The 22786-nt window shown below is 56.6% G+C and carries 26 protein-coding genes; 20 read left to right on the forward strand and 6 right to left on the reverse strand.

The window, feature by feature from the left end:
* The first annotated feature begins 243 nt into the window (after window positions 1-243).
* From ffh to trmD, 10 genes are all read left to right on the forward strand, one after another.
* Complete coding sequence (ffh, locus tag ACXAET_RS09665) at window positions 244-1746, forward strand: signal recognition particle protein (RefSeq protein WP_475184082.1); 1503 nt, start codon at window positions 244-246, stop codon at window positions 1744-1746.
* A complete protein-coding gene (locus tag ACXAET_RS09670) occupies window positions 1743-2300 on the forward strand; it encodes a GNAT family N-acetyltransferase (RefSeq protein WP_475184084.1) in 558 nt (185 codons plus the stop codon). Before ffh ends, ACXAET_RS09670 begins: the two co-directional genes overlap by 4 nt.
* Window positions 2297-2848 (forward strand): GNAT family N-acetyltransferase, encoded by a 552-nt coding sequence (locus ACXAET_RS09675; protein WP_475184085.1) that lies wholly within the window; start codon window positions 2297-2299, stop codon window positions 2846-2848. The genes ACXAET_RS09670 and ACXAET_RS09675 overlap by 4 nt, the downstream gene beginning before the upstream one ends.
* On the forward strand, window positions 2845-3396 hold the full coding sequence (locus tag ACXAET_RS09680) for a GNAT family N-acetyltransferase (RefSeq protein ID WP_475184087.1): 552 nt from the start codon (window positions 2845-2847) through the stop codon (window positions 3394-3396). Before ACXAET_RS09675 ends, ACXAET_RS09680 begins: the two co-directional genes overlap by 4 nt.
* Window positions 3393-3689: a chorismate mutase gene (locus ACXAET_RS09685; RefSeq protein WP_475184088.1), complete on the forward strand. Its 297-nt coding sequence runs from the start codon at window positions 3393-3395 to the stop codon at window positions 3687-3689. The genes ACXAET_RS09680 and ACXAET_RS09685 overlap by 4 nt, the downstream gene beginning before the upstream one ends.
* Before the next feature lie 70 nt (window positions 3690-3759).
* Complete coding sequence (gene rpsP / locus ACXAET_RS09690; RefSeq protein ID WP_068339193.1) at window positions 3760-4149, forward strand: 30S ribosomal protein S16; 390 nt, start codon at window positions 3760-3762, stop codon at window positions 4147-4149.
* A gap of 12 nt (window positions 4150-4161) precedes the next feature.
* Window positions 4162-4797: a 5,6-dimethylbenzimidazole synthase gene (gene bluB, locus ACXAET_RS09695; protein ID WP_475184091.1), complete on the forward strand. Its 636-nt coding sequence runs from the start codon at window positions 4162-4164 to the stop codon at window positions 4795-4797.
* Between the two features lie 144 nt (window positions 4798-4941).
* Window positions 4942-5445 carry a ribosome maturation factor RimM gene (gene rimM / locus ACXAET_RS09700; protein WP_068339196.1) on the forward strand — a complete coding sequence of 168 codons (504 nt, stop codon included), beginning with the start codon at window positions 4942-4944 and terminating at the stop codon, window positions 5443-5445.
* Entirely contained in the window at window positions 5445-6260 is an 816-nt protein-coding gene (locus ACXAET_RS09705; protein WP_475184094.1) for a hypothetical protein, read from the forward strand. The genes rimM and ACXAET_RS09705 overlap by 1 nt, the downstream gene beginning before the upstream one ends.
* Window positions 6257-7054: a tRNA (guanosine(37)-N1)-methyltransferase TrmD gene (trmD, locus tag ACXAET_RS09710; protein WP_475184096.1), complete on the forward strand. Its 798-nt coding sequence runs from the start codon at window positions 6257-6259 to the stop codon at window positions 7052-7054. The genes ACXAET_RS09705 and trmD overlap by 4 nt, the downstream gene beginning before the upstream one ends.
* On the opposite strand, the gene ACXAET_RS09715 is transcribed toward trmD, so the two are convergent.
* Window positions 7051-7851, reverse strand: coding sequence for a glycoside hydrolase family 25 protein (locus tag ACXAET_RS09715; RefSeq protein ID WP_475184098.1), 801 nt, complete (start codon window positions 7849-7851; stop codon window positions 7051-7053). The genes trmD and ACXAET_RS09715 overlap by 4 nt on opposite strands.
* A 385-nt stretch (window positions 7852-8236) precedes the next feature.
* Between ACXAET_RS09715 and rplS the strand changes: the two genes are divergently transcribed.
* The 4 genes from rplS to ACXAET_RS09735 all read left to right on the forward strand — a co-directional run bounded on the left by rplS (window position 8237) and on the right by ACXAET_RS09735 (window position 10376).
* Window positions 8237-8620 (forward strand): 50S ribosomal protein L19, encoded by a 384-nt coding sequence (rplS, locus tag ACXAET_RS09720; RefSeq protein ID WP_068339209.1) that lies wholly within the window; start codon window positions 8237-8239, stop codon window positions 8618-8620.
* An 11-nt stretch (window positions 8621-8631) separates the two neighbouring features.
* Window positions 8632-8853, forward strand: coding sequence for a 50S ribosomal protein L31 (rpmE, locus tag ACXAET_RS09725; RefSeq protein ID WP_475184100.1), 222 nt, complete (start codon window positions 8632-8634; stop codon window positions 8851-8853).
* A 182-nt stretch (window positions 8854-9035) separates the two neighbouring features.
* Entirely contained in the window at window positions 9036-9263 is a 228-nt protein-coding gene (locus ACXAET_RS09730) for a hypothetical protein (RefSeq protein ID WP_475184102.1), read from the forward strand.
* A gap of 303 nt (window positions 9264-9566) precedes the next feature.
* The gene (locus ACXAET_RS09735) at window positions 9567-10376 is read left to right on the forward strand and encodes a division plane positioning ATPase MipZ (protein WP_475184104.1); all 810 of its coding nucleotides are present in this window, start codon (window positions 9567-9569) and stop codon (window positions 10374-10376) included.
* Between the two features lie 97 nt (window positions 10377-10473).
* Here the strand turns inward: ACXAET_RS09735 and ACXAET_RS09740 are convergent, their stop codons facing one another.
* Window positions 10474-11709 (reverse strand): adenylate/guanylate cyclase domain-containing protein, encoded by a 1236-nt coding sequence (locus ACXAET_RS09740; protein ID WP_475184106.1) that lies wholly within the window; start codon window positions 11707-11709, stop codon window positions 10474-10476.
* A 563-nt stretch (window positions 11710-12272) separates the two neighbouring features.
* Here ACXAET_RS09740 and ACXAET_RS09745 point away from each other — a divergent pair.
* The 3 genes from ACXAET_RS09745 to ACXAET_RS09755 all read left to right on the forward strand — a co-directional run bounded on the left by ACXAET_RS09745 (window position 12273) and on the right by ACXAET_RS09755 (window position 14567).
* Window positions 12273-13883, forward strand: a complete 1611-nt coding sequence (locus tag ACXAET_RS09745) for an FAD-dependent oxidoreductase (RefSeq protein ID WP_475184108.1) — start codon at window positions 12273-12275, stop codon at window positions 13881-13883.
* A 5-nt stretch (window positions 13884-13888) separates the two neighbouring features.
* On the forward strand, window positions 13889-14086 hold the full coding sequence (locus ACXAET_RS09750) for a DUF2783 domain-containing protein (RefSeq protein ID WP_475184109.1): 198 nt from the start codon (window positions 13889-13891) through the stop codon (window positions 14084-14086).
* A 139-nt stretch (window positions 14087-14225) separates the two neighbouring features.
* Entirely contained in the window at window positions 14226-14567 is a 342-nt protein-coding gene (locus tag ACXAET_RS09755; RefSeq protein ID WP_475184111.1) for a DOPA 4,5-dioxygenase family protein, read from the forward strand.
* Here ACXAET_RS09755 and ACXAET_RS09760 read toward each other — a convergent pair.
* A complete protein-coding gene (locus tag ACXAET_RS09760) occupies window positions 14564-16192 on the reverse strand; it encodes an acyl-CoA synthetase (protein WP_475184113.1) in 1629 nt (542 codons plus the stop codon). The genes ACXAET_RS09755 and ACXAET_RS09760 overlap by 4 nt on opposite strands.
* A gap of 222 nt (window positions 16193-16414) precedes the next feature.
* Between ACXAET_RS09760 and ACXAET_RS09765 the strand changes: the two genes are divergently transcribed.
* The 3 genes from ACXAET_RS09765 (at window position 16415) to ACXAET_RS09775 (ending at window position 20263) form a co-directional block, all read left to right on the forward strand.
* Entirely contained in the window at window positions 16415-17806 is a 1392-nt protein-coding gene (locus tag ACXAET_RS09765) for an aminotransferase family protein (protein WP_475184115.1), read from the forward strand.
* Window positions 17807-18055: 249 nt separating this feature from the next.
* On the forward strand, window positions 18056-19108 hold the full coding sequence (locus tag ACXAET_RS09770; RefSeq protein WP_475184116.1) for a hypothetical protein: 1053 nt from the start codon (window positions 18056-18058) through the stop codon (window positions 19106-19108).
* Window positions 19109-19111: 3 nt separating this feature from the next.
* Window positions 19112-20263 carry an acyltransferase family protein gene (locus ACXAET_RS09775; RefSeq protein WP_475184118.1) on the forward strand — a complete coding sequence of 384 codons (1152 nt, stop codon included), beginning with the start codon at window positions 19112-19114 and terminating at the stop codon, window positions 20261-20263.
* Between the two features lie 199 nt (window positions 20264-20462).
* Here ACXAET_RS09775 and rplT read toward each other — a convergent pair whose 3' ends face one another.
* The 3 genes from rplT to ACXAET_RS09790 all read right to left on the reverse strand — a co-directional run bounded on the left by rplT (window position 20463) and on the right by ACXAET_RS09790 (window position 22776).
* On the reverse strand, window positions 20463-20828 hold the full coding sequence (rplT, locus tag ACXAET_RS09780) for a 50S ribosomal protein L20 (protein ID WP_039523695.1): 366 nt from the start codon (window positions 20826-20828) through the stop codon (window positions 20463-20465).
* A 14-nt stretch (window positions 20829-20842) separates the two neighbouring features.
* Window positions 20843-21043 carry a 50S ribosomal protein L35 gene (gene rpmI / locus ACXAET_RS09785; RefSeq protein WP_010443552.1) on the reverse strand — a complete coding sequence of 67 codons (201 nt, stop codon included), beginning with the start codon at window positions 21041-21043 and terminating at the stop codon, window positions 20843-20845.
* A gap of 182 nt (window positions 21044-21225) precedes the next feature.
* Window positions 21226-22776 (reverse strand): alanine/glycine:cation symporter family protein, encoded by a 1551-nt coding sequence (locus ACXAET_RS09790; protein ID WP_475184120.1) that lies wholly within the window; start codon window positions 22774-22776, stop codon window positions 21226-21228.
* Window positions 22777-22786 lie beyond the last annotated feature (10 nt).

Genomic DNA, 22786 nt, shown 5'->3' on the forward strand with positions numbered 1-22786 from the left:
CAGCGCACATGGTTGACTCTGACACCGATCCCGCCTAGAGACCCCTCAAACATCCGGAAGTGTCTGATCTTCCGGTCCCTTGAGTCGTTCAGGGATCGCCCCCCACCAGCGAGTTTCGCCCGTGGGGGCAATTCCATTTGGCTTTACCCCACGTCTAATTCTGTGGGAGGGGCAATTGTGCATTTAACCGGTATTTCCTACCTAGGAAGTGCCACGAGATAACCGGCTAAGGAGGCCGAAGGCATGTTTGAAAATCTATCCGAACGCCTCTCTGGCGTCTTTGACCGGCTGACCAAACAAGGCGCGCTGTCCGAGGAAGACGTAAAGACCGCCCTGCGCGAGGTTCGCGTAGCGTTGCTTGAGGCTGACGTCTCGCTGCCGGTTGCGCGCGAATTCGTCAAGAAGGTTCAGGATCAGGCCACTGGTCAGGCTGTCACCAAGTCAATCACACCCGGCCAGCAGGTCGTCAAGATCGTGCATGACGCGCTGGTTGACGTGCTGCGTGGGGAAGAAGACCCCGGCAAGCTGAAGATCGATAACCCGCCCGCTCCGATCCTGATGGTCGGTCTGCAGGGATCGGGTAAAACGACCACAACCGGCAAGCTCGCCAAGCGCCTGAAAGAGAAAGAGGGCAAGAAGGTCCTGATGGCCTCGCTGGACGTTTACCGCCCGGCGGCGATGGATCAGCTTGCTGTGTTGGGCACGCAAGTCGGCGTCGATACGCTGCCGATCGTTCCCGGTCAGAAACCCGTCGATATCGCCAAGCGCGCCAAACAACAGGCGACGCTGGGTGGCTACGACGTCTATATGCTCGACACCGCGGGCCGTCTGCACATTGACGAAGTGCTGATGGACGAGGTTGAGCAGGTCCGCAACGCGGTTGATCCGCGCGAAACCCTGCTGGTCGTCGACGGCCTGACCGGTCAGGTCGCCGTTGAAGTGGCCGAGGAGTTCGACGCCAAGGTCGGCATCTCGGGCGTGGTCCTGACCCGGATGGATGGAGACGGGCGCGGCGGCGCGGCTCTGTCGATGCGCGCGGTCACCGGCAAGCCGATCCGTTTTGTCGGTCTGGGTGAGAAAATGGACGCGCTGGAGACCTTCGAGCCGGACCGGATCGCCGGTCGTATTCTGGGCATGGGCGACATCGTTGCCCTGGTCGAAAAGGCCCAGGAAACGATGGAGATGGAACAGACCGAGCGCATGATGAAGCGCATGGTCAAAGGTCAGTTCAACATGAACGACCTGAAAATGCAGCTGGAGCAAATGATCCAGATGGGCGGCATGCAGGGCATGATGGGCATGATGCCCGGCATGGGCAAGATGGCAAAGCAGATGGATCAGGCGGGTCTGGATGACAAGATCCTGCGCCAGCAGATTGCCATGATTCAGTCCATGACCAAGAAAGAACGCGCCAACCCGCAACTGCTGCAAGCAAGCCGGAAAAAACGGATCGCTGCAGGTTCGGGCATGGAAGTCAGCGATCTCAACAAGCTGATCAAGATGCACCGGCAGATGTCGGACATGATGAAGAAGATGGGCAAGATGGGCAAAGGCAAGATGCTGAAACAGGCCATGAAAGGTATGTTCGGCAAGGGCGGCCCTTCGCCCGAAGACATGGCCGCAGGTATGGACCCCAAGGCGCTGGAACAGGCGGCCAAGGCAATGGGTGGACGTGGCGGTTTGCCGGGTCTGGGTGGCGGCATGGCCCTGCCTCCGGGCCTCAGCGGGTTCGGGAAGAAAAAGTGACGACAGCACGCTGCACTCAGCCCCCGTCTGGAAAGGCGGCGATGGCGGCAGCGCAATATCGCGCGGCTCTGCCGGTTCTTGAGACCCGACGGCTGCAACTGCGTGCTCCTACTCTGGACGATCTGCCGCTGTGGACGTCGATCTTCAAAGACAGCTTCGGCGATACCGATCAGGACGCCTGGACCGAGTTTTCATACTATGCGTCCGGTTGGCTTTTGCATGGTCATGGCCTTTTCTCGGTCGCGTTGAAATCGGATGATCAGGTCATTGGCTTCGTTTTCCTTGGTCTGGAATGGGACGATCGGGAACCCGAACTCGGCTATCTATTCTCCACCGATCATCGCATGCAGGGCTATGCCACCGAGGCATGCACAGCTGTTCGTAATTTCGGTTTTGAGCTGCTCGGATCCGGTGGTTTTGTCAGCTACGTTTCAGCATCAAACGCCCGCTCGAATGCGCTTGCCAAACGGTTGGGCGCATCGCGTGACACAGATGCAGAACAGGCACTTGGCCCGGATCAGCATGTCTGGCGCTATGACGAGGTGCTGGCATGACACATGCGTTGGATATACCTAAGCTGGAAACCAAGCGCCTGATCCTGCGCGCACCGTCCGAGGCTGATCTGGACACCGAGGCAGAGTTCTTTGCCAGCGAGGCATCGCGCTTTGTCGGCGGACCTCTGCGCCGGGATGAGACTTGGCGGGCAATTGCCACGCTGCTGGGTCACTGGGCTTTGCGCGGCTATGGGTTCTGGGGCGTCGAAGAAAAGGAAACCGGCACCTATGTAGGCCATGTCGGTCTGTGGTACCCCGAAGGCTGGCCCGAGCCCGAAATCGGCTGGACACTGATGAACGATGCCACTGGTAAAGGCTATGCGACCGAGGCCGGACTGGCTGCGCGTGCCCATGCCTATGACATTCTGGGTTGGAAAACGGCAATCTCGCTGATCGATCTGAACAACCACGCCAGCAAGGCCGTGGCGCAGCGTTTGGGTGCGCAGTTCGAGTATCACTATGACCACCCGAAGTTTGGTAAGTCGGAAATCTGGCGGCACCCTGCCCCGTCCGATCTGGTAAATGGCGGGATCGAGGCATACGCATGACCACGTTCACCATCCCGACCATTGAAACCGAACGACTGATCCTGCGGGCACCTCATGCGGATGACCTGCCGCGTATGACTGCGTTTTACGCGTCAGAACGCAGCCATATTGTCGGTGGGCCGCTAGACGCGGCCGAGGCGTGGGGTTCGCTTAGCCGTCGCTTGGGGCATTGGATGCTGAAGGGCTATGGATTGTGGCACCTGAGCGACAAGGCAACCGGAGCCTTTGCAGGCTGGGCTGGAATTATCGATGTTCCAGGTTGGGATGAGCCCGAGATCGGCTGGACCGTAATGGATGAGGCCGAAGGCAAGGGGTTGGCGTTCGAGGCAGCAATCGCTGCGCGGAACTATGCCGCGCGCATTCAGGGTCTGAATGGCGTGATCAGCTATATCGCGCACTCAAATGTCCGGTCGCGTAGTTTGGCCGAGCGGCTGGGCGCAACCTACGAACGCGAAGGCGAAGTTGTAGGCAAGCCCTGCCAAGTCTGGCGGCATCCCAAGATCGACATTCCCGAACCTGCTTTGATCTCTGAGAGGACCGGCCAATGACCAACCCCGTGACACATGCTGCCACGCTGTTGAAAGACCACCGCGAAAGCATTGACCGGCTGGACGCGATCCTTGTCTATACGCTGGGCGAGCGGTTCAAGCACACGCAGGCCGTAGGCAAGCTCAAGGCCGAACACGACCTTCCCCCGTCCGATCCCACGCGCGAGGCTGCGCAGATCGCTCGGTTAGAAGACCTGGCGAAACAGGCCGATCTGGACCCTGATTTCGCCAAAGCTTTCCTGAGTTTCATCATTCAGGAAGTCATCCGTCACCACAGGAAACATCAGGAATAACCCGTCGTTTCCACGAATACCAAGAATACCCGGTCTGCGACCGGTCACGCCATTCAAAGGAGATACCACCATGGCAATGAAAATTCGTCTCGCCCGCGGCGGCTCGAAAAAACGTCCTTTCTATCGCATCGTAGCGGCGGACAGCCGCATGCCGCGCGATGGCCGTTTCATCGAGAAACTGGGTGTTTACAATCCGCTGCTGCCGAAAGACAGCGAAGAGCGCGTGAAAATGGACATGGAGCGCATTCAGTACTGGTTGGATCAGGGCGCACAGCCGACCGACCGGATCGCACGTATGCTGGAAGCCGCCGGCACCCGCGACAAGGCCGAGCGTAACAACCCGCAGAAAGGCACCCCAGGCAAGAAGGCGCAGGAACGCGCTGAAGAAAAAGCTGCAAAGGCTGCTGAAGCTGCCGAAGCGGCGGCTGCACCTGCTGAAGAAGCAGCGGCAGAAGAATAAACAGGCGGGCGCGTGCAGGGTCAGACCTTTACCGACGATTTCCGTACGCAGTTCAATCTGTTGATGCGGCTCCGGCGCGACGTGCGCCGGTTCCGCACCGATCCCGTGGACGAGGCTGTGCTGATGCGCTGCCTCGACACGTTTCGGCTGGCCCCGTCCGTAGGACTCAGCGAGCCGTGGCGCGTAATTCGCGTCGATAGCCCAAACGCTCGTGCTGCGGCGCTTGAAAATTTCCAAACCGCAAACGCGCAGGCTTTGGATGGGTATTCAGGCGAAAAAGCAAAACTTTACAGCCAATTGAAGCTATCTGGCATGCAAGAAGCACCGGTGCAGCTGGCAGTCTTCTGCGACGATGCCACTGACAAGGGGCAGCGCTTGGGTGCCGAAACCATGCCCGAGATGCGGCACTACTCAGTCGTTTGTGCCGTAACTCTGTTCTGGCTCGCCCTTCGGGCAGAGGGGCTGGGGCTTGGCTGGGTGTCCATTCTGAACCCCGAACAGCTGGCGCGTGACCTGCGCGTAGCCGATAGCTGGCGCCTAATTGGCTATTTCTGCATTGGCTGGCCCGAAGACTTTTCCAACACGCCGGAACTGGAACGTGTCGGCTGGGAAGACCGTGAAGACGCGCTGCCGATCGAGGTGCGTTAAGGATGTTTGGCCTTATTCGACTTCCCATACTACTGATGATCGCATTTATTGTGGGCGTGTTCTTTGAACGCTCGAACCAACGTGAAGCATGCGAGCTGCGCGGTTATTGGCAAGATGGGCTATGTGTGACGGTGGACAAGCCAAATGAGTGATCTGATTTGCGTGGGCAGCATTGCGGGCTCTTACGGTGTGCGCGGCGAAGTACGTCTCAAAAGCTATTGCGCGATCCCGGAGGATATCGAAGCCTATTCGCCCCTGACGGATGAAAGCGGGGCCGAACGCTATCCTCTGGTTTTGACCCGCCCGATCAAAAACGGCTTTGCCGCTCGGATGGGCGGCGTTGAAACCAAAGAAGAGGCGGACGCCCTCAAAGGGTTGCGCTTGTTCGCACGTCGCGCGCAACTGCCATCGCTGCCGGATGACGAATTCTATCACACCGACCTGATCGGGCTTGAGGTTTATGACACTGGCGGCACCCTGTTGGGCAGGGTTAAATCGGTGCAGAACCATGGCGCGGCGGATCTGCTGGAGTTGCATGGGCCGGGTATGAAAGCCACGGTGTTGTTGCCCTTCACACGAGACGCCGTGCCAACGGTCGATCTGGACACAGGCCGCATCATCGCCGACCCGCCAGAAGGGCTGATCTGATGCGGCGGGTTTTGCTGCATTTGGGGCTGCACAAAACCGGCACCACTGCGGCGCAATCGTTCCTCTACGACAATCGTGAACTTATCTGGCCGCATTTTTCGCTGGCACTGCCCTATCGCACCCGAAAGTCCGGTCTGTCGCAAGCGGCGATCAGCCATTCCATCTATGGTACGGTTGGCACCCTGTCCGAGTTCGGCGCGCGGCTGCGCTCGTTTTTCGACACGCTGGATTTCGCCACCCGGCGCGGGTTGATCGTCAGCGAGGAAAACTTCGCGGGCCTACGTCCCAGCCGCAACATCGAACAGGGCTATGCCGCCACCCCAGAGCTTGCCGCTTGTCTGGTTGATGCGGTCCGACATCGATTTGCGCGGCAAGAGGTTCAGATCACCATCTACCTGTCTTTGCGCCAGCGCGGCAGTTGGCTGCGCAGTCTTTGGGCACATGATCTGCAACGCATGCGTCAGGTGCTGGATTTTGAGACGTTCAGGTTGCGCATGGATCATCTGCCCTCCCTGCAACACACGGTGGATCAGATCCGCGACAGGTTGCCCACCGTTACCGTAACAACAGGCTGGCTTGAAGACTTGCAATTGCAGCGCTTTGGCACGGGCACGCCGTTTGCCGAATTCTTGAACCTGCCGCGCGACAAAGCCAGACTTTTGGTGCCGCCGTCCAAGGTCAACACCCGCCTGCCCGAAGACGTTCTGCAAGAACTGCTGGATCTGAACCGTTCGCGTCTGGACGAGGCCGCCCTGATCGCGCAAAAGACGGCGACAATTGAACGCGCAAAAAAGGCGCTGATCGGCACGACATGACAGAAAAGCCCAGCAAATCCCACGGTCGCAAGGCGATCCGCCCGACCCTGAAACCGCGTGAGCTGCTGACCCCCACACCAGACTTGCATGGCGTGTGGAAAGCGAAGGTCATCACCCTGTTCCCGTCAGCCTTTCCCGGGGTCCTTGGCGAAAGCCTGACCGGTAAGGCGCTGCAAGAGGGGCTGTGGCAGCTGGAAACCGTCGATCTGCGCCAGTTCGGCATCGGCAAGCATCGCAACGTGGACGACACCCCTGCGGGCGGAGGCGCGGGCATGGTCTTGCGTCCGGATGTCTTGGGCGAAGCGATCGAACACACGATGGCCGGTGTGCAGGGGAATTGGCCGCTGATCTATCTCAGCCCGCGTGGCCGCCGGATGGACCAGCCCATGATGCAAAACCTTGCGCGCTGTGACGGCATGACCCTGCTGTGCGGCCGGTTCGAGGGCGTCGATGAACGGGTGCTGGAACATTACGGCGTTCAGGAGGTCTCGCTTGGGGATTTCGTCATGACCGGTGGCGAGATTGCGGCCCAGGCACTGATTGACGCGACGGTGCGGCTGATCCCCGGTGTACTGGGCAATCAGGCCTCTGCGGAAGAAGAAAGCTTTTCCTCGGGCCTGCTTGAGCATCCGCAATACACCCGCCCCGCCGATTGGAAGGGCCGCGCGATACCTGACATCCTGATGTCCGGTCATCATGGCCGCATCGCCGAGTGGCGGCACGAGATGTCGGAACAGATCACCCGAGAAAGACGGCCTGATCTTTGGGAAAGCTATCGCAAAACGCGGGGCTAGCCCCCCGCTTTCCAGCGCGCCCAAGTCTCGGGCTGCCCGTTAAACGTGTTGATATCCACCCTGCCCTGCACGCCCGGCACCAGCCCGGTGCCGGTATATTGCCAGAAACGCCAGGATGCCTTGGGGTAGACTTTGCGCGGATGCCCTGCAACTGATCGCAGCCAGAATTCGGTTCCACGCAAACGGTCAATATCTGTGTCAGCGTGGAAATCCACGGTCGTATAGACAATTGGACGGCGCCCGTAGTGACGCTCGAGAATATCGAGGAACCGCTTTGCTTCGGCGCGGACCTTTGCCCCGTCAGGGCGTAGCCGGCAGGTCTTGGAGTGCGGCGTCCATTCCATGTCAAGCACGTGGGGCAGATCTGCGCCCTTGGGTACGTTCTTTATGAACCACCGCGCCTGTTCATGCGCAGGGCGGCAGAAATAGTAATAGTGGTATGCACCCCAAGGCACCCCGGCGGCCTGTGCGCCACGCCGATGATGATCGAACATGGGATCAGCAACGTCGCCGCCCTCGGTTGCTTTGATGAACACGAAACTGACACCCGAGGCTTTGGCCTTGCGCCAGTCGATTGGCGCCTGCCATCGCGACACGTCCAACCCGTGAACCGGGTAATGGCCGGGGTGCCGCCCATCCCAGTCGTGCGGATCAGCATCACCGAAGGCAGGGTAAATAACTGCAGGGGACGTGGTGCGCAGAAACGCTTTGGCCTCGACCTGTTGTGGCGGAGGGGTGCCGCGACCGCAGGACAGCGTCGCAACGGCCATGACGGCCAGCATCAATGCCATACGCATGAGCTTTTCCTGTTTAAAATGTCTGCTCTTATAATTTAATTACCATCCAGAATGCCTGATCGTCTCAATAAGGCAACGCTTTAGATTTTGAACGGCGAAATCCCACCGTCCAAGCCCAATAAACATGGCAATTTTGTCTTGATCCCTGACTGCAAACCCCGTAAAGCAGCGCAATCCGGTGCCGCGAGACGCGACTCCGGTGTTTTGGTTTGAACAATGACACAACGCTCGGCTTTCTTCAGCCACCGCGTGTCAGGGCAAACCGAACCAAAGGAACATTCGATCTGACCTCTGGCGGGCTGTTCGCAGGACCCGGTGAAGACCAAGAGCTCTCAGGCCGTGCTTAACTTCGTGGACAAACCACGAGCAGATAGGAGTAACTGCGATGGACCTGATCGCACAGCTTGAGGCGGAACAGATTGCCGCCCTGGGGAAAGACATCCCCGATTTCAAAGCCGGTGACACCATCCGTGTCGGCTTTAAAGTGACCGAAGGATCGCGCACCCGTGTGCAGAACTACGAAGGTGTCTGTATCGCGCGCAAAGGCGGCAATGGCATTGCCGGTTCGTTCACCGTCCGCAAAATCTCGTTCGGCGAAGGCGTGGAGCGTGTATTCCCGCTGCATTCGACCAACATCGACAGCATCACCGTTGTCCGCCGCGGTAAAGTCCGCCGCGCCAAACTCTACTACCTGCGCACCCGCCGTGGTAAATCCGCGCGTATCGCAGAGGTTACCAACTACAAGCCCAAGGCTGGCGCCGAGGCGTAAGGAGCGGAAAGATGAAAAAAGACATCCATCCCGACTACCACTTCATCGACGTCAAAATGACCGATGGCACCGTGGTTCAGATGAAATCGACATGGGGCAGCGAAGGTGACACGCTGTCACTTGAAATCGACCCCTCTTCGCACCCCGCCTGGACTGGTGGTTCGTCCCGCCTGTTGGATGCTGGCGGTCGCGTGTCGAAGTTCAAGAAGAAATACGAGGGTCTGGGCTTCTAAGCCTGACGTGGTTCAAATGCCAAAGGCCGTCCTTGTGGGCGGCCTTTTTCTTTTGTGCATCGTTCCCGTTCAGAATTTGAATGCTGGCGTGGATACTATGTCCCAATCCTATCGCGACACCATGGTGCGTCGGATGCTACACTGGCCTCGACCATCCCCTCAGCCTCACGGAGATCCTGAAGATGCCTAGGTACAATGATATGTTCGAGCTTTCTGTTGAGGATATGGACCTGATCGAAACCGCATTGCGAGAAACCGCAGCGTCGTTATCGCTGGAGGTGTTAAACGAAACGGAAGAAAACAGGACCGAGCGCGAAGATACGCTACGCCAGGTTCACGCGCTTCTGGGCAAGTTGCACGATCAGAAGGTGTTCTATCGCCCTAAAGACGGGGTCTACCTTGGGGGATAACGCAAACCGATCCGAGGCACAGACCTACCTCAAAGTGAGGACGTATCAGCATCAGGAGTGTGGCAGTTTTCTGATCGATCGCTGCCAAAAGCTCCAACCGGTGCTCCAGCTCCACCCTCCTGCACCCAGCATTAAACAACTCTGCCTGTGTGTCATACATGCAGCCAAACCCGGTTCCGGGCCTTGGTTTTGCACTTAAGAACCTGAGATCACCGTTTGAGGTTCTTCCCTTCCCGGCCTACACAACATATAGTGGCTCACAACAACGTGTGGATAAACACGGCGGGACATGGGAATACAGGCATGGCACATATCATCGTAGTGGGGAACGAGAAGGGCGGCGCAGGCAAATCGACCGTATCCATGCACGTGGCCACGGCACTGGCGCGATTGGGGCACAAGGTCAGCACACTGGATCTGGACCTGCGGCAGCGCAGCCTTGGTCGGTATTTTGAGAACCGCGCCAATTTCCTCAAAAACTCGGGCCTGAACCTGCCGAGCCCCCGCCACCACGACCTACCCGAAATTGATGCGACAAAGCTGAAACCGGGCGAGAATATCTATGACCATCGCCTGTCTGCCGCCGTGTCCGAACTGGAAAGCGACAGCGACTTTATCCTGATCGACTGCCCCGGGTCCCATACTCGTCTCAGCCAGGTGGCCCATTCGCTGGCGGACACGCTGGTCACACCGCTTAACGACAGCTTTATTGATTTTGACCTGCTGGCACGGATCGACTCGAAGGGCGAAAAAATACTTGGACCCTCGGTTTATTCAGAAATGGTTTGGAACGCGCGCCAGTTGCGTGCGCAGGCGGGGTTGAAACCGATCGATTGGGTGGTGGTGCGCAACCGTGTCGGCACACAGCGTATGGTCAACAAGGAAAAGATGCAGCGCGCGATCGAGATGCTGTCGCAGCGCATCGGTTTCCGCGTGGCCTCGGGCTTTTCCGAACGGGTTATCTTCCGCGAACTGTTCCCTCGGGGCCTGACCCTGCTGGATCTCAAGGATATCGGCGTTAAGCAGTTGAACATCTCGAACATCGCTGCCCGGCAAGAGTTGCGCGACATGATGAAAGAATTGAACCTGCCGGGCGTGGAGATTGACTTTTAAGCACCCGCTTGGCTCATCGGTCGCTTGCAAATGCTAAAGTAACCCCCAGACTAAGCCTGTCCTCGACGTCTTGCGCCAAAGACAAGTGCTTTCTCCTTTATTGCTGGCCGTTATACACTGTAAACAGCTCTTTCGGTTCCTGCACGCCCCGTAGCATATAGCGCCCGACCGAGATCAGGTCCTGAGCACAAGGCTGGGCCGCGCGCGCCACGTCATCCGAAATCAGGATGCGCTGCCCCAGCGTCCGGTGCATGCCTGCAATCCGCGCGGTCTGGTTTACTGCGGGGCCGATGACCGTGAAGTCCAACCGGGTTTCCGACCCGATATTGCCGTACAGAATTTCCCCTGCATGCAAGGCAAGGGTAAAGCTGGCCACCGGCAGACCCGCGGCCTCACGCCTAGCATTCAGCGCCTCCATCCGCTGCTGCAGCACCGGCACCGACTTCAGCGCGGCGCGAGCGTCTTCATCAATGTCACCGACATCGAACATCGCCATCAGCCCGTCACCCATGAATTTCAGAATATTGCCATCATGGTCATGCACGACACTGACAGCCACAGCCAGATAGTCGTTCAACATGTCGATGATTTCGTTGCCCGGAAGCTCTTCTGACAGGCTGGTGAAACCTTCCAGATCAAAGTTCCACATCACCGCATCAATTTGTTGTAGCGAGCCACGCCGGATTTCCCCCGACAATACCCGCCGCCCCGCGTCCCGACCCAGATAAACCCGCATCAAGTCCTTTGACACCCGCGCACTTGCAGCAGATTTCAGCGCTAGACCCAGATGCGGCAGAGCTGCATTGATAAGGTCCAGGTCCGTATCCGCGAACCCATCGGGCGCGTTAGACGTCCACGACAGCAGCACGCCGTCCACGGCTTTTTTTGCGTCCTTGGGTTCATTGTGCGTGGGGACGTCGAAACTGACCCCGGTCGCGTAGTAATCAGTGGCGCCGATCTGACGCAGGTCATTCAGCAGTGGAAAGCGGCTGGCCTCGTTTTGATTGATCAGGCGTTCGCGAATGATCTCTACATCGTCGTTAAGGATTGCGTAAAGCGGGCTTTGCCGCCACTGTTCGACGGGCTCGTCAGAATATTCAAAAGCCTCGGTTTCGCCCCCCTGACCCTGGTACCAGCTAAACCCTGTGCCCCCATAAACGGGGTGCAATGCGGATTGCGCTGCATGGAAGCGCATTAGTGGCACACCCAAATCCAACAATTTGTTGCAATACCCATCCAGAAGCTCCTCTTTCGTGGCACCTTCAAGGCCGCGTGTCACCAGCCAGTCACTCAGATCAATTGATTTCGCCGTTCTGGCAGTAGGGATTGTCATTTTTTTCTTTTCCAGTGTCCGCTCAGGGTGTCATCTGGGGGCAATGTGCAGGAATTACCAGTGCTCACCCCATGCGCGTCAGCTGACGCAGAATTCTGTTCAGCACAACATCTTCAATTGCGCCAAGCTGGGCGGTTAGTCTTTCGACCCGGCCGTCCTGTGCACCGCCGGTAGGCCTCGCTTGTAGCTTGTTTGCAGCACGGCTGATCTTGGTTTCGCGCAGACGCGCAGGTTCATCGATTTGTGTCGCGATTATCCCGCTATTACTCCCCAAATGAAACAAAACTTGGCCGTTGGTCAAGCATTCGCATCTGTAGGCGTGGACGCCCTGGCAACCCCGCGCGCCCGATTGCACGCGCGGGGTTGGCGGGCAAAGCGCATCGACAGACGATTAGAAAACCGAGTTTCGGAATTTACGTCGCCCCTTAAGGATAGAGACATTCCGTCGCATTTGATCCAGATCGTTTTCCGGCGGATTTTTCGGTGAAATTATAGGCAAAACCTCTGGCGAAAGGCTGCCAAGATCTTGCGCCTTCCCAGCGCCGGAAAATCCGGAGGGACCGATGAACAAAGTATTCGAAGTCGCGGCTTACGCTTATGGGCGCAGTCCAGATCAGGATTCGGCCAGCGCCGTACGCCACAAGGTAATCGTGATCGGCGCAGGCCCAATTGGGCTGGCCACGGCGATTGACCTTGCCCAGCAAGGTGTCGAGGTCGTCGTTCTGGACGATAATGACAAGGTCAGTTTCGGCAGCCGTGCCATCTGTTTCTCGCAACGTACACTGGATATCGCCGATCGTCTGGGCGCTGTACAGCCAATGATGGGTCGGGGTGTGCAATGGGACAAGGGCAAGATCTATTTCCACGACCGTCAGATCTATGAGTTCGATCTGCAACCGGATACCGGATATGCACATCCGGCATTCGTAAACCTGCAACAATACTACTTTGAAATGGCGCTTGTCGACCGAGTACGCGAATTGCAGGCCAATGGCGCGTCGATCGAAATTCGTGGACGTAACAAGGTAGAAGCCATCGGCACGCATGACAGCCACGTCACGCTTGAGGTCGAAACACCCGAAGGTCCGTACAACATCGAGGCTGAATGGCTGATTGCCTGCGATGGGGCAAGTTCGCCCACGCGACGGATGCTTGGGCTGGATTTCGAAGGGCAAGTCTTCGAAGACAATTTCCTGATCGCGGACGTGGTGATGGAAGCTGATTTCCCCTCCGAGCGTCTGTTCTGGTTCGATCCGCCCTTCAATCGCGGTCAGTCGGCGTTGATGCAAAAACAACCCGACAATGTCTGGCGGATTGATCTTCAATTGGGCTGGGATATTGACAGGGAACGCGAGAAACGGCCCGAGAATGTCATTCCTCGCCTCAAGGCTATGCTGGGCGACGACGTGGATTTTGAGTTGGAGTGGGTGTCGATCTACACCTTCCAGTGCCGCAGGATGGAGCGTTTCCGCCAAGGGCGTGTGCTTTTTGCAGGCGACAGCGCCCATCAGGTCAGCCCGTTCGGGGCGTTGGGGGCAAACTCTGGCATGCAGGACGCTGACAACCTGTGTTGGAAACTGAAGCTGGTTATCGATGGCAAAGCGCCCGAACTGCTGTTGGACAGCTACAGCCTTGAACGGACGCAGGCTGCGGATGAGAACATCACGAAATCCAGCCAGTCCACGAATTTCATCACTCCGAAATCCGAAATGTCCCAGCTTCTTCGTGACGCGGTTCTTGACCTTAGTGCGCGGCATGAGTTCGCCAGGCCTCTGGTTAATTCCGGACGGTTGAGCACACCGTGTACCTACCAGCGGTCATCCCTGAACTCAGCGGATGCGCTGAACGGGCCAGAGATCACACGCCCCGGTTCAGCCTGCCCTGATGCGCCCTTGGGTAACGAGTTCCTTTTGCCGAAACTGGCAGGCAAGTTCACCTTGCTGACAATTGACGCCGACGCGCCTGACCGGATCGAGGAAGACGGTGTCGAAGCCACCCGGCTTGCTCTTTCGGTCAAAGATGACCTGACACTGGACCTCAAGCGGCGGTATCTGGGAGATGCAACCAGCGCGGTCTATCTGATCCGGCCGGATCAGCATGTCGCCGCGCGTCGCGATACATACGAAGAAAACGCATTTCGGCAGGCCATTCGTCGGGCCACCGGTAAGGAGTAGGTGATATGGCTGAACTGACCCTCATCCCAAATCTCGACGATGCCGATGGGTTTTATGCAAGCCTGCTGGCGGCCCATGACGGGTTGGAGAAATCAGACAGCGATGCGTTGAACGCGCGCCTGGTGTTTGTGCTGGCCAACCATATCGGCGACGCGGATGTTCTGGATCAGGCAGTAAAGCTGGCAACCCTTCGCGACACATAGCGCGGTTACCTTGATCAAACTTGTGAACGCTGCGGTTTTTGCTGGTTGGAAGGTCTGGTTGCAGAAATCGCAGAAGCATCTTGCGCGGAATGGCTGTAAGCTACGCATAGGTCATTCACAACGGTTTGATGAGGTCGCTATGCCCGAAATCACTGGCTATCACGCCCATGTTTACTTTGACGCAGACACAGTTGATCTGGCGCGACAGGTGTGTACCGAGGCTGCACATCTGTTCCCTGTTGAGATGGGCCGTGTGCACGAACGCAATGTCGGTCCGCATCCGCGCTGGAGTTGTCAATTGGCCTTTGCGCCCGACGCCTTGGATCAGGTCCTGCCGTGGCTGATGTTAAACCGCCGTGGGCTGACGATTTTCACCCACCCCGAGACCGGCGAACATCTTGAAGATCACCGGGACCGGGCCGTTTGGATGGGTGAGATGCTGGAGCTGAATCTGTCAATATTTGACAAGATGGGCGCCTAAGTCAGCGCCCGAGCCTGATCCCGCAGAACGAATTTCTGAACCTTGCCGGTTGATGTTTTGGGCAATGTCCCGAACACCACTGTTTTCGGGGCTTTGAAATGGGCCATGTTGTCCCGGCAAAAGGCAATCAACTCGGATTCTGTCACAGTCGCCTCTGGCTTGAGTTCAACAAAGGCACATGGGGTTTCGCCCCACTTGTCGTCTGGGCGGGCCACGACCGCAGCCTCCATCACGGCAGGATGTTTGTACAGGATGCCTTCAACCTCAACCGATGAGATATTTTCGCCCCCTGAAATGATAATATCCTTGGACCGGTCCTTAAGCGCGATATAGCCATCCGGATACATCACCCCAAGGTCACCAGACGCAAACCACCCGCCCTTGAATGCCTTGTCCGTTGCGTCAGGGTTTTTCAGGTAACCCTTCATGACGACGTTCCCCTGCATGAAAATCTCACCCATGGTTTCGCCATCCGCAGGCACGGGCTCCATCGTTTCGGGGTTTGCCACCATCAGACCGGACAGGGCGGAATAAGGAACCCCCTGCCGGACTTTCAGCGCGGCACGCTCTTTCGCGTCCTTAGTGTTCCACTCATCCTTCCAGGCGCAGACCACAGAGGGTCCATAGGTTTCGGTCAGGCCATAGACGTGGGTCACTTCGACCCCCATCGCCTCCATCGCTTCGATAACGGCAGCGGGCGGCGGAGCACCGGCTGTCATCACCTTTATCTGATGGTCGAAGTCTTTCAGGTGGTTCGGTGCATGGGCCAGCATGTTCAACACGATCGGCGCGCCGCAGAAATGAGTTACCTTTTCATCGCGGAACGCTGCATAAATCGGCTCGGCGCGCACCGCGCGCAAACAGACCGAGACACCCGCATTGGCCGCCATCGCCCAGGGAAAACACCAGCCGTTGCAGTGGAACATCGGCAACGTCCACAGATAGACGGCGTGTTTGGGCATGTCCCAGTCCAACAGATCGGACTGAGCGTTCAGCGCCGCCCCACGATGATGATAGACCACGCCCTTTGGGTTGCCCGTGGTGCCCGAGGTGTAGTTCAGCGTGATCGCGTCCCATTCATCTTGGGGCAAAGACCATGCAAAATCCGGATCACCCTCTGCCAGCAGCGCATCATAGGTCAGGCTGCCCAGCTTTTCGCCTCCCTCAAAGCTGGAATCTTCGATGTCGATCACCAAAAGGTCGTGATCAACCTCTTTCAATGCCTCTTTCACAACGCCCGAAAACTCGGGGTCGACCAACAAAACCTTGGATTCCGCGTGTTTCAGAATAAAGGCGATAATTGGCGCGTCCAACCGCGTGTTGATCGCGTTCAGAACAGCCCCGGCCATTGGGATGCCAAAATGGGCCTCATACAGTTCAGGGATGTTTGCAGCGATGATCGACACCGTATCGCCCCGCCCGATACCCCGCGCCGCCAACGCGCCGGCTAGTCGCCGACACCGGCTATAGGTTTCCGCCCAGTTATAGCGGCGATCCCCGTATACGACAGAAGGGTAATCCGGATACACCTGCGCCGTTCGCTCAATAAAACTCAGCGGCGTCAAGGGCGTATAGTTTGCGCGGCATTTGTCCAGATGACGCTCGTAAATCTGCGTGGCTCCCATCCGCCGATCCTCCCAACTTTTGCTGTGCGCGACTTGATCATAAAGATGCGCGGCTGACAAATCCGTATTAATACGGCGCAGGGATGGACTGGTTATACGGGATGATGCAATCTGGCCCTATCTCCGGCAGGCCATTCGCGGTGATCTGTGCCATCGAAAACACCTGCCGGATCGGGGTTGTACCCGCATTCCGCGCACCGCATTTGACTGAAAGGACATGTCATGGACGGCACGTTCAACGAAAACGATCTTTCCCGTGTGGTCGAAGCCGACCGCGCCCACGTCTGGCACCACCTGATCCAGCATAAACCCTTTGAAACCAATGATCCCCGCATCATTGTCGAAGGCAAGGGCATGCGTGTTTGGGACCAGAAGGGCAAAGAGCATCTGGACGCCGTATCTGGCGGGGTTTGGACTGTGAACGTGGGCTATGGCCGCGAATCGATCTGCAAGGCGGTCTATGACCAGTTGATGAAGCTGTGCTATTTCGCCAACTCTGCTGGCTCGATCCCCGGATCTATCTTTGCCGAGATGCTGATCGAAAAAATGCCGGGGATGAGCCGCGTCTACTATACGAACTCGGGGTCCGAGGCCAACGAGAAGGCGTTCAAGATGGTTCGTCAGATCGCACACAAGCGGTATGGCGGTAAAAAGACCAAGATTCTGTACCGTGACCGCGATTATCATGGGTCGACCTTGGCCGCCATGTCGGCAGGCGGTCAGGATGAACGCAACGCACAATACGGACCGTTCGCGCCAGACTTTGTGCGCGTGCCCCATTGCATGGAGTACCGCAAGCACGAGCTGGACGGTGCGCCCGAAGAAAACTTTGGTGAATGGGCCGCAGATCAGATCGAACAGGTCATCCTGCGCGAAGGTCCCGATACCGTCGGTGCTCTATGCCTTGAGCCGGTCACAGCAGGCGGCGGTGTGATCGAAGCACCCGAGGGCTACTGGCAGCGTGTGCAGGAGATCTGCAAGAAATACGATATCCTGCTGCATATTGATGAGGTCGTCTGTGGCGTGGGCCGCACCGGCACCTGGTTCGGCTATCAACACTATGGCGTCAAACCCGACTTCGTGACCATGGCCAAGGGCGTTGCCTCAGGATATGCGGCGATTGCCTGCATGGTGACGACCGAAGAAGTCTTTGACATGTTCAAGGATGATGCGACAGACCCGCTGAACTATTTCCGCGACATCTCGACCTTCGGCGGTTGCACCGCCGGTCCGGCCGCGGCGATCGAGAATATGCGCATTATTCAGGATGAGAACCTGCTGCAAAACTGCACCGATATGGGTAACCGAATGGTCGGCAACCTGCAGGCGCTGATGGAGAAACACAAGGTCATCGGCGACGTTCGCGGCAAGGGCCTGTTCCTTGGGGCTGAGCTGGTGATGGATCGTGCGACAAAAGAACCGGTGGACGAAAAGATGGCGCAGGCTGTTGTTGCCGACTGCATGGCGCAGGGTGTGATCATCGGAGCAACCAACCGATCGGTTCCCGGTAAAAACAACACGCTATGCTTCTCACCCGCGCTGATCGCAACGGCGGATGATATCGACCAGATCACCGACGCAGTCGATGGTGCGCTGGGTCGTGTGTTCGACTGACGCACTTTACCAAAGCCACGAAAACCGGCGCTCACAGCGCCGGTTTTTTTGTTGAACATTCATAGTAGGATGAACCGGGCGCCATCAGAACTGGCACCACGTTTTCATGAATAACTGTCCCCGGCCAAAAGATGTGTGCCGTCCAAGGCGCTATTAGCGTCACAATCGGTGCCGCACTGCGATCAAGCGTCAAATTAATGCCATTTTGTCCTGCTTTGCAGGCCAAAAGAATTTTTGAGGACAGTGTAAATGGCGTATTCGGAACAACCTACCCACGTGTTTTCAGAGCTAGCCTGGCTCAGAAACGCAAAATTCGATATGGTGTTCATCGTTGGCTTGGTAGCATTGTCCTTCCTGACCGGCATAGTGATCCTCTGGGAACCAACTCTGTTCTATCCAATTCTTGTAATTGACTTGTGGTTTCTGGGTTACCACCATGTAATCTCGACATTTACGCGTGTCTGCTTCGATAAAGAGAGCTTTAAGGAGCACAAATTCCTGATGGTCGGGCTATTGCCCATTGTTATAGTTGGCACTCTTGGCATCGTCTGGATTTTCGGGCTTTGGACCATTGTGACCATCTATTTTTACTGGCAGTGGTGGCACTATACCCGTCAGAGCTGGGGAATATCGCGCTCGTATCGTGGCAAAGACAAGGATGCGAGCTATGAGGACGGCTGGTTGGATCAGGCCATTTTCTACTCCGTTCCTGTTCTAGGCATCATCAGCCGATCTGCGGAACAACACTCCACCTTCATCGGGATGGAGCTATGGTCGTTTCCCGTACCGCCTCAGATAGCTGAGATATCCGGGTACGTTGCGATCACTCTGCTAGCCTATTGGCTGCTGGCCCGCGTTCGCGCCGCGATGAATGGCAAGCTTGCGGTGGTATACACAATGTACATGCTGTCGCATTTTGCCATATTTTATCTTGGATATCTCTGGACCAGAGACATCACATTGGGCTGGTTAATGATCAATATCTGGCACAATGCGCAGTACATTCTGTTTGTCTGGATGTACAACAATAAGAGGTTCAGCGGGGGCATTGATCCGGATGCAAAGTTTCTGTCGTACATTTCGCAGAATGGACGTATGTGGCTTTACATGCTGACGTGTCTGGCGATCACAGGTGTCATTTACTGGGGTGTACTTAGAGCTATCGACTGGCTGTTCTTCGCCGGACTTTCGGCAACAATTGTTCTCTATCAGATCGTCAATTTTCACCACTATTTGATTGACACGAAAATCTGGAAGTTGCGGAAGCCCAAGCTTCAGAAGACGCTTCAAATTGACAGCTGAAACATGACCTGGGTGCAAAACTCGCTTGGCATAAGAACTAGATTGGCAAGCGCTTTTGCGCCCAACCCATCTGACAACACGTGGCTGGACTGCCTGAGAACTGTTGCGATAGCGCTGGTCGTCCTTCGGCATGGCCAGCGTGTTTTTTATATTGGGTCAGACGCCACGATCCTCGAAGTAATCAGTATCAACGGCTGGGCGGGCGTGGACCTTTTCTTTTTGCTAAGTGGCTATCTGGTCACATCGGGGTTACTGCGAGAATACAGCAAGCGCGGCAAAATCGACTTTTGGGCCTACGCAACAAAGCGCATCCGTAGAATCGTACCCGCGTATTTCTGTGTCCTTGGCCTTGTTTTAGCTGGGTATTTTCCATTCTTTCAGGTTTCTCAAGAAAACCTGACTTGGCGCACTGCATACCATTTGCTCTTTATGCAGGATATTTTTCCAAGTGACATCAATGTCGTGTTTTGGTCCTTGGGCGTGGAAGCCAAATTCTATGCCGCCATTCCGGTCCTGCTTTTAGCATTGCGTCACTTACCGAGTTGGCGGCCTGTGATCTACATCGGCATCTTGGCAGCTCTTTTCGCACCAGCACTAAGATGGTTAATCTTCACGTCCAGCGACATCCCCGACTACCATACCTTCTGGCGTACATTGCGCAGTCCTTTCTACGCATGCTTGGAGCCCTTTGCCCTAGGCTTCCTAATAGCCATCTTGCAGCAGCGTCGCGCACTGAACATGACTGCAAAAGCAAACTCATTAACCTTCTGCTCCGCCTTCGCTGTTCTCTTGCTGTTTTTGGGTTCTAAGGAGTTTCTAGACCACATTGATTTATGGGATGCTGCTGTTCAACCCATGGTCTTAACTCTGATTTTTTCGGTGCTTTTGGTGTCGGCAATTGGCATGAAATCCGTCAAGACCCGTTTTGAACCCCTGTTTCGCATTGGCGCAAGGATCAGCTATTCGCTTTACCTGGTGCATTTTCCGCTGATCCCACTGAGCATTTTCCTGACCAAGTGTCTTGATCTCGGCGAACTTGGATTTTGGGTGTTTTATGTAGGCGTAAGCCTCGCACACGCTCTGGTCTTGCTGGTTTTCGTCGAGAACCCTTGCATGGGTCGAAGAAGCTCTTTGCGGCCTGCACCCGCCCAGTAGCGGCTTGGACTTCTCCCGCTGGCGTCGCTGCTCTGAGAAACGATTTCGTCGGAGCCCAATACGCAAAACATTTTAAACATGCAGCCACAAATTGGCCTCAGATAGCCGAACTTGGGCCTTGTTTGAACCAATCGAAATCGAACAAAAAAAGCCGCCCCCAATCGGGACGGCCCTTCTTTCACTGTCTCTTTTCAGAGGATCAGGCAGCCAGGGCGGCCTGTGCTTTGGCGACGATCGCGCCGAACGCTTCCGGTTCGTGCACGGCCAAATCTGCCAGAACTTTGCGGTCTACTTCGATACCGGCCAGGTTCAGGCCGTTAATGAAGCGGGAATATGTCAGAGCCTCGTCATGACTACGCACAGCTGCGTTGATCCGCTGGATCCACAGTGCGCGGAAATTGCGCTTGCGGTTCTTGCGGTCACGAGTTGCGTATTGGTTTGCCTTGTCGACGGCCTGTGTCGCAACTTTGAAGTTGCTTTTACGGCGACCATAATAGCCTTTTGCGGCTTTGATGATCTTCTTGTGACGGGCGTGAGTTACGGTTCCACCTTTAACGCGGGACATCTCTTAATCTCCTCTTAGCGGTCGTAGGGCATGTAGCCCTTGACGATCTTTGCGTCGGGGGCGGACAGTGTGGTGTTGCCACGGGCATCGCGGATGAACTTCTTGGTCCGCTTGATCATGCCGTGCCGTTTGCCGGCCTGGCCAGCAAGGACCTTACCGGTTGCAGTCACCTTAAAGCGCTTCTTGGCGCTCGACTTTGTCTTCATCTTAGGCATTTCCGTCTCCTTTCAGGGTTCGGTACAAAACGCGACTCGGCATGCCATCTCGGCCGGTCACGCGATCAGATGCGCCGTTTACGCAAGTTCGTTCATACTGGCAAGGGGGTTTCGACCGGAATCTGCGCTTTTCGCACTGCGGTCAGGCACCGGGGCAACCATGGCTGCCCCGGTAGATTGTTCTAGTGGCTGAATTTGCGGATCTCGCCGCTTTTCAGCCGCGCTGCATAGCTGGCCAGCTCTTGCCGCACCACTTTCATCAGGAAGTAGAGCGCAAAGACGTTCACAACCGCCATTGCAAAGATCGCCGCATCCGAGAAATCGATCACCGGACCAAGGTTGGCCGCCGCACCAATAACCACGAAGACGCAGAAGATGACCTTGAACACCAGTTCGGTGGTATGACCTTCGCCAAACAGGTAGGTCCAGGCCTTCAGCCCATAGTAAGACCAACTGATCATGGTCGAAAATGCGAACAAGACGACCGCGACAGCCAGCACATAGGGGAACCAGCCAAAGGCGCTGGCAAAAGCGGCCGAGGTCAGGCTAACACCTGAGTTACCATCGACGGTGGCAATCGCGTTGCCCGCTTCGTTCAGCATGTAATTGCCGGTTTCCGGATCAACGATCAACTGTTGCGTTATGATGATCACCAGTGCCGTCATCGTACAGATCACCACCGTGTCGATGAACGGTTCCAGCAGTGACACGAACCCTTCGGTGATCGGCTCTTTGGTCCGAACGGCCGAGTGTGCAATAGCTGCTGAGCCAACGCCCGCCTCGTTCGAAAACGCCGCGCGACGGAAACCCTGGATCAGTGCGCCGACCATGCCGCCAGCAACTCCCAAACCTGTGAAGGCACCTTCGAAAATTTGACCGAATGCCCACCCGATCTGATCAGCGTGCATGATGATGATCACCAGCGCGGCCAACACATACATGATGCCCATGAACGGCACGACTTTTTCAGTAACACGCGCGATGGATTTCAAACCACCTACGATCACCGCAAAGACGATAGCCGCAAAAACCAGACCAGTGATCCAGCCGGGAAAATCTCCAACTATGCCAGCAATCTGCTGATGCGCCTGGTTCGCCTGGAACATATTGCCGCCGCCGAGCGCGCCAAGGATACAGAAGATCGAGAACAGGACGGCCAGAATCTTGCCGCCCGGCAAGCCCAGCTCATTAAAGCCTTTGGACATGTAATACATCGGTCCGCCCGAAACGGTGCCGTCTTCATATTCGTTGCGGTACTTAACACCCAACGTACATTCGGTGAATTTCGACGCCATGCCCAGCAGGCCCGCGACGATCATCCAAAAGGTGGCACCTGGTCCACCAATGCCGACAGCCACTGCCACACCGGCGATATTGCCAAGACCGACAGTGCCCGACAGCGCCGTGGCAAGAGCTTGGAAATGGCTGACCTCTCCGGCGTCATTCGGATCGGAATAATCGCCTTTTACAAGGCTGATGGCGTGACCGAAAAAGCGGAACTGAACAAAAGCGAAGTACAGCGAAAAAACGGTTGCCGCGACGACCAGCCACCCGACGATCCACGGAAAGCCGGTGCCCGGAAACGGGGCAAAGATAAAGCTGACAAACGGCCCGGTGAAATCGGCGAAGGCCTGATTGATCCTATCGTCCAGACCCGCCGCGTCTTGCGCGAGCACGGGGCTGGCGAACATGGACGCGATGGCAGCAAGGCTCAGATTGCGAAACATAGTCATTCTTGTCCCT

It is taken from the genome of Ruegeria sp. AWH4_226 (genome assembly GCF_056159225.1).

Bases quoted from the DNA above. Each gene is read 5' to 3' on its own strand.
- ACXAET_RS09705 (WP_475184094.1), top strand. From the start codon at position 5,445: ATGCGGCGGGTTTTGCTGCATTTGGGGCTGCACAAAACCGGCACCACT.
- rplT (WP_039523695.1), bottom strand. From the start codon at position 20,828: ATGTCCCGCGTTAAAGGTGGAACCGTAACTCACGCCCGTCACAAGAAG.
- ACXAET_RS09740 (WP_475184106.1), bottom strand. From the start codon at position 11,709: ATGACAATCCCTACTGCCAGAACGGCGAAATCAATTGATCTGAGTGAC.
- ACXAET_RS09790 (WP_475184120.1), bottom strand. From the start codon at position 22,776: ATGACTATGTTTCGCAATCTGAGCCTTGCTGCCATCGCGTCCATGTTC.
- ACXAET_RS09770 (WP_475184116.1), top strand. From the start codon at position 18,056: ATGGCGTATTCGGAACAACCTACCCACGTGTTTTCAGAGCTAGCCTGG.
- ACXAET_RS09755 (WP_475184111.1), top strand. From the start codon at position 14,226: ATGCCCGAAATCACTGGCTATCACGCCCATGTTTACTTTGACGCAGAC.
- rpmE (WP_475184100.1), top strand. From the start codon at position 8,632: ATGAAAAAAGACATCCATCCCGACTACCACTTCATCGACGTCAAAATG.
- rimM (WP_068339196.1), top strand. From the start codon at position 4,942: ATGAGTGATCTGATTTGCGTGGGCAGCATTGCGGGCTCTTACGGTGTG.
- ACXAET_RS09745 (WP_475184108.1), top strand. From the start codon at position 12,273: ATGAACAAAGTATTCGAAGTCGCGGCTTACGCTTATGGGCGCAGTCCA.
- ACXAET_RS09765 (WP_475184115.1), top strand. From the start codon at position 16,415: ATGGACGGCACGTTCAACGAAAACGATCTTTCCCGTGTGGTCGAAGCC.
- ACXAET_RS09775 (WP_475184118.1), top strand. From the start codon at position 19,112: ATGACCTGGGTGCAAAACTCGCTTGGCATAAGAACTAGATTGGCAAGC.
- ACXAET_RS09680 (WP_475184087.1), top strand. From the start codon at position 2,845: ATGACCACGTTCACCATCCCGACCATTGAAACCGAACGACTGATCCTG.
- ACXAET_RS09735 (WP_475184104.1), top strand. From the start codon at position 9,567: ATGGCACATATCATCGTAGTGGGGAACGAGAAGGGCGGCGCAGGCAAA.
- ACXAET_RS09750 (WP_475184109.1), top strand. From the start codon at position 13,889: ATGGCTGAACTGACCCTCATCCCAAATCTCGACGATGCCGATGGGTTT.
- rplS (WP_068339209.1), top strand. From the start codon at position 8,237: ATGGACCTGATCGCACAGCTTGAGGCGGAACAGATTGCCGCCCTGGGG.
- ffh (WP_475184082.1), top strand. From the start codon at position 244: ATGTTTGAAAATCTATCCGAACGCCTCTCTGGCGTCTTTGACCGGCTG.
- ACXAET_RS09715 (WP_475184098.1), bottom strand. From the start codon at position 7,851: ATGCGTATGGCATTGATGCTGGCCGTCATGGCCGTTGCGACGCTGTCC.
- trmD (WP_475184096.1), top strand. From the start codon at position 6,257: ATGACAGAAAAGCCCAGCAAATCCCACGGTCGCAAGGCGATCCGCCCG.
- ACXAET_RS09760 (WP_475184113.1), bottom strand. From the start codon at position 16,192: ATGGGAGCCACGCAGATTTACGAGCGTCATCTGGACAAATGCCGCGCA.
- ACXAET_RS09730 (WP_475184102.1), top strand. From the start codon at position 9,036: ATGCCTAGGTACAATGATATGTTCGAGCTTTCTGTTGAGGATATGGAC.
- rpmI (WP_010443552.1), bottom strand. From the start codon at position 21,043: ATGCCTAAGATGAAGACAAAGTCGAGCGCCAAGAAGCGCTTTAAGGTG.
- ACXAET_RS09685 (WP_475184088.1), top strand. From the start codon at position 3,393: ATGACCAACCCCGTGACACATGCTGCCACGCTGTTGAAAGACCACCGC.
- ACXAET_RS09675 (WP_475184085.1), top strand. From the start codon at position 2,297: ATGACACATGCGTTGGATATACCTAAGCTGGAAACCAAGCGCCTGATC.
- rpsP (WP_068339193.1), top strand. From the start codon at position 3,760: ATGGCAATGAAAATTCGTCTCGCCCGCGGCGGCTCGAAAAAACGTCCT.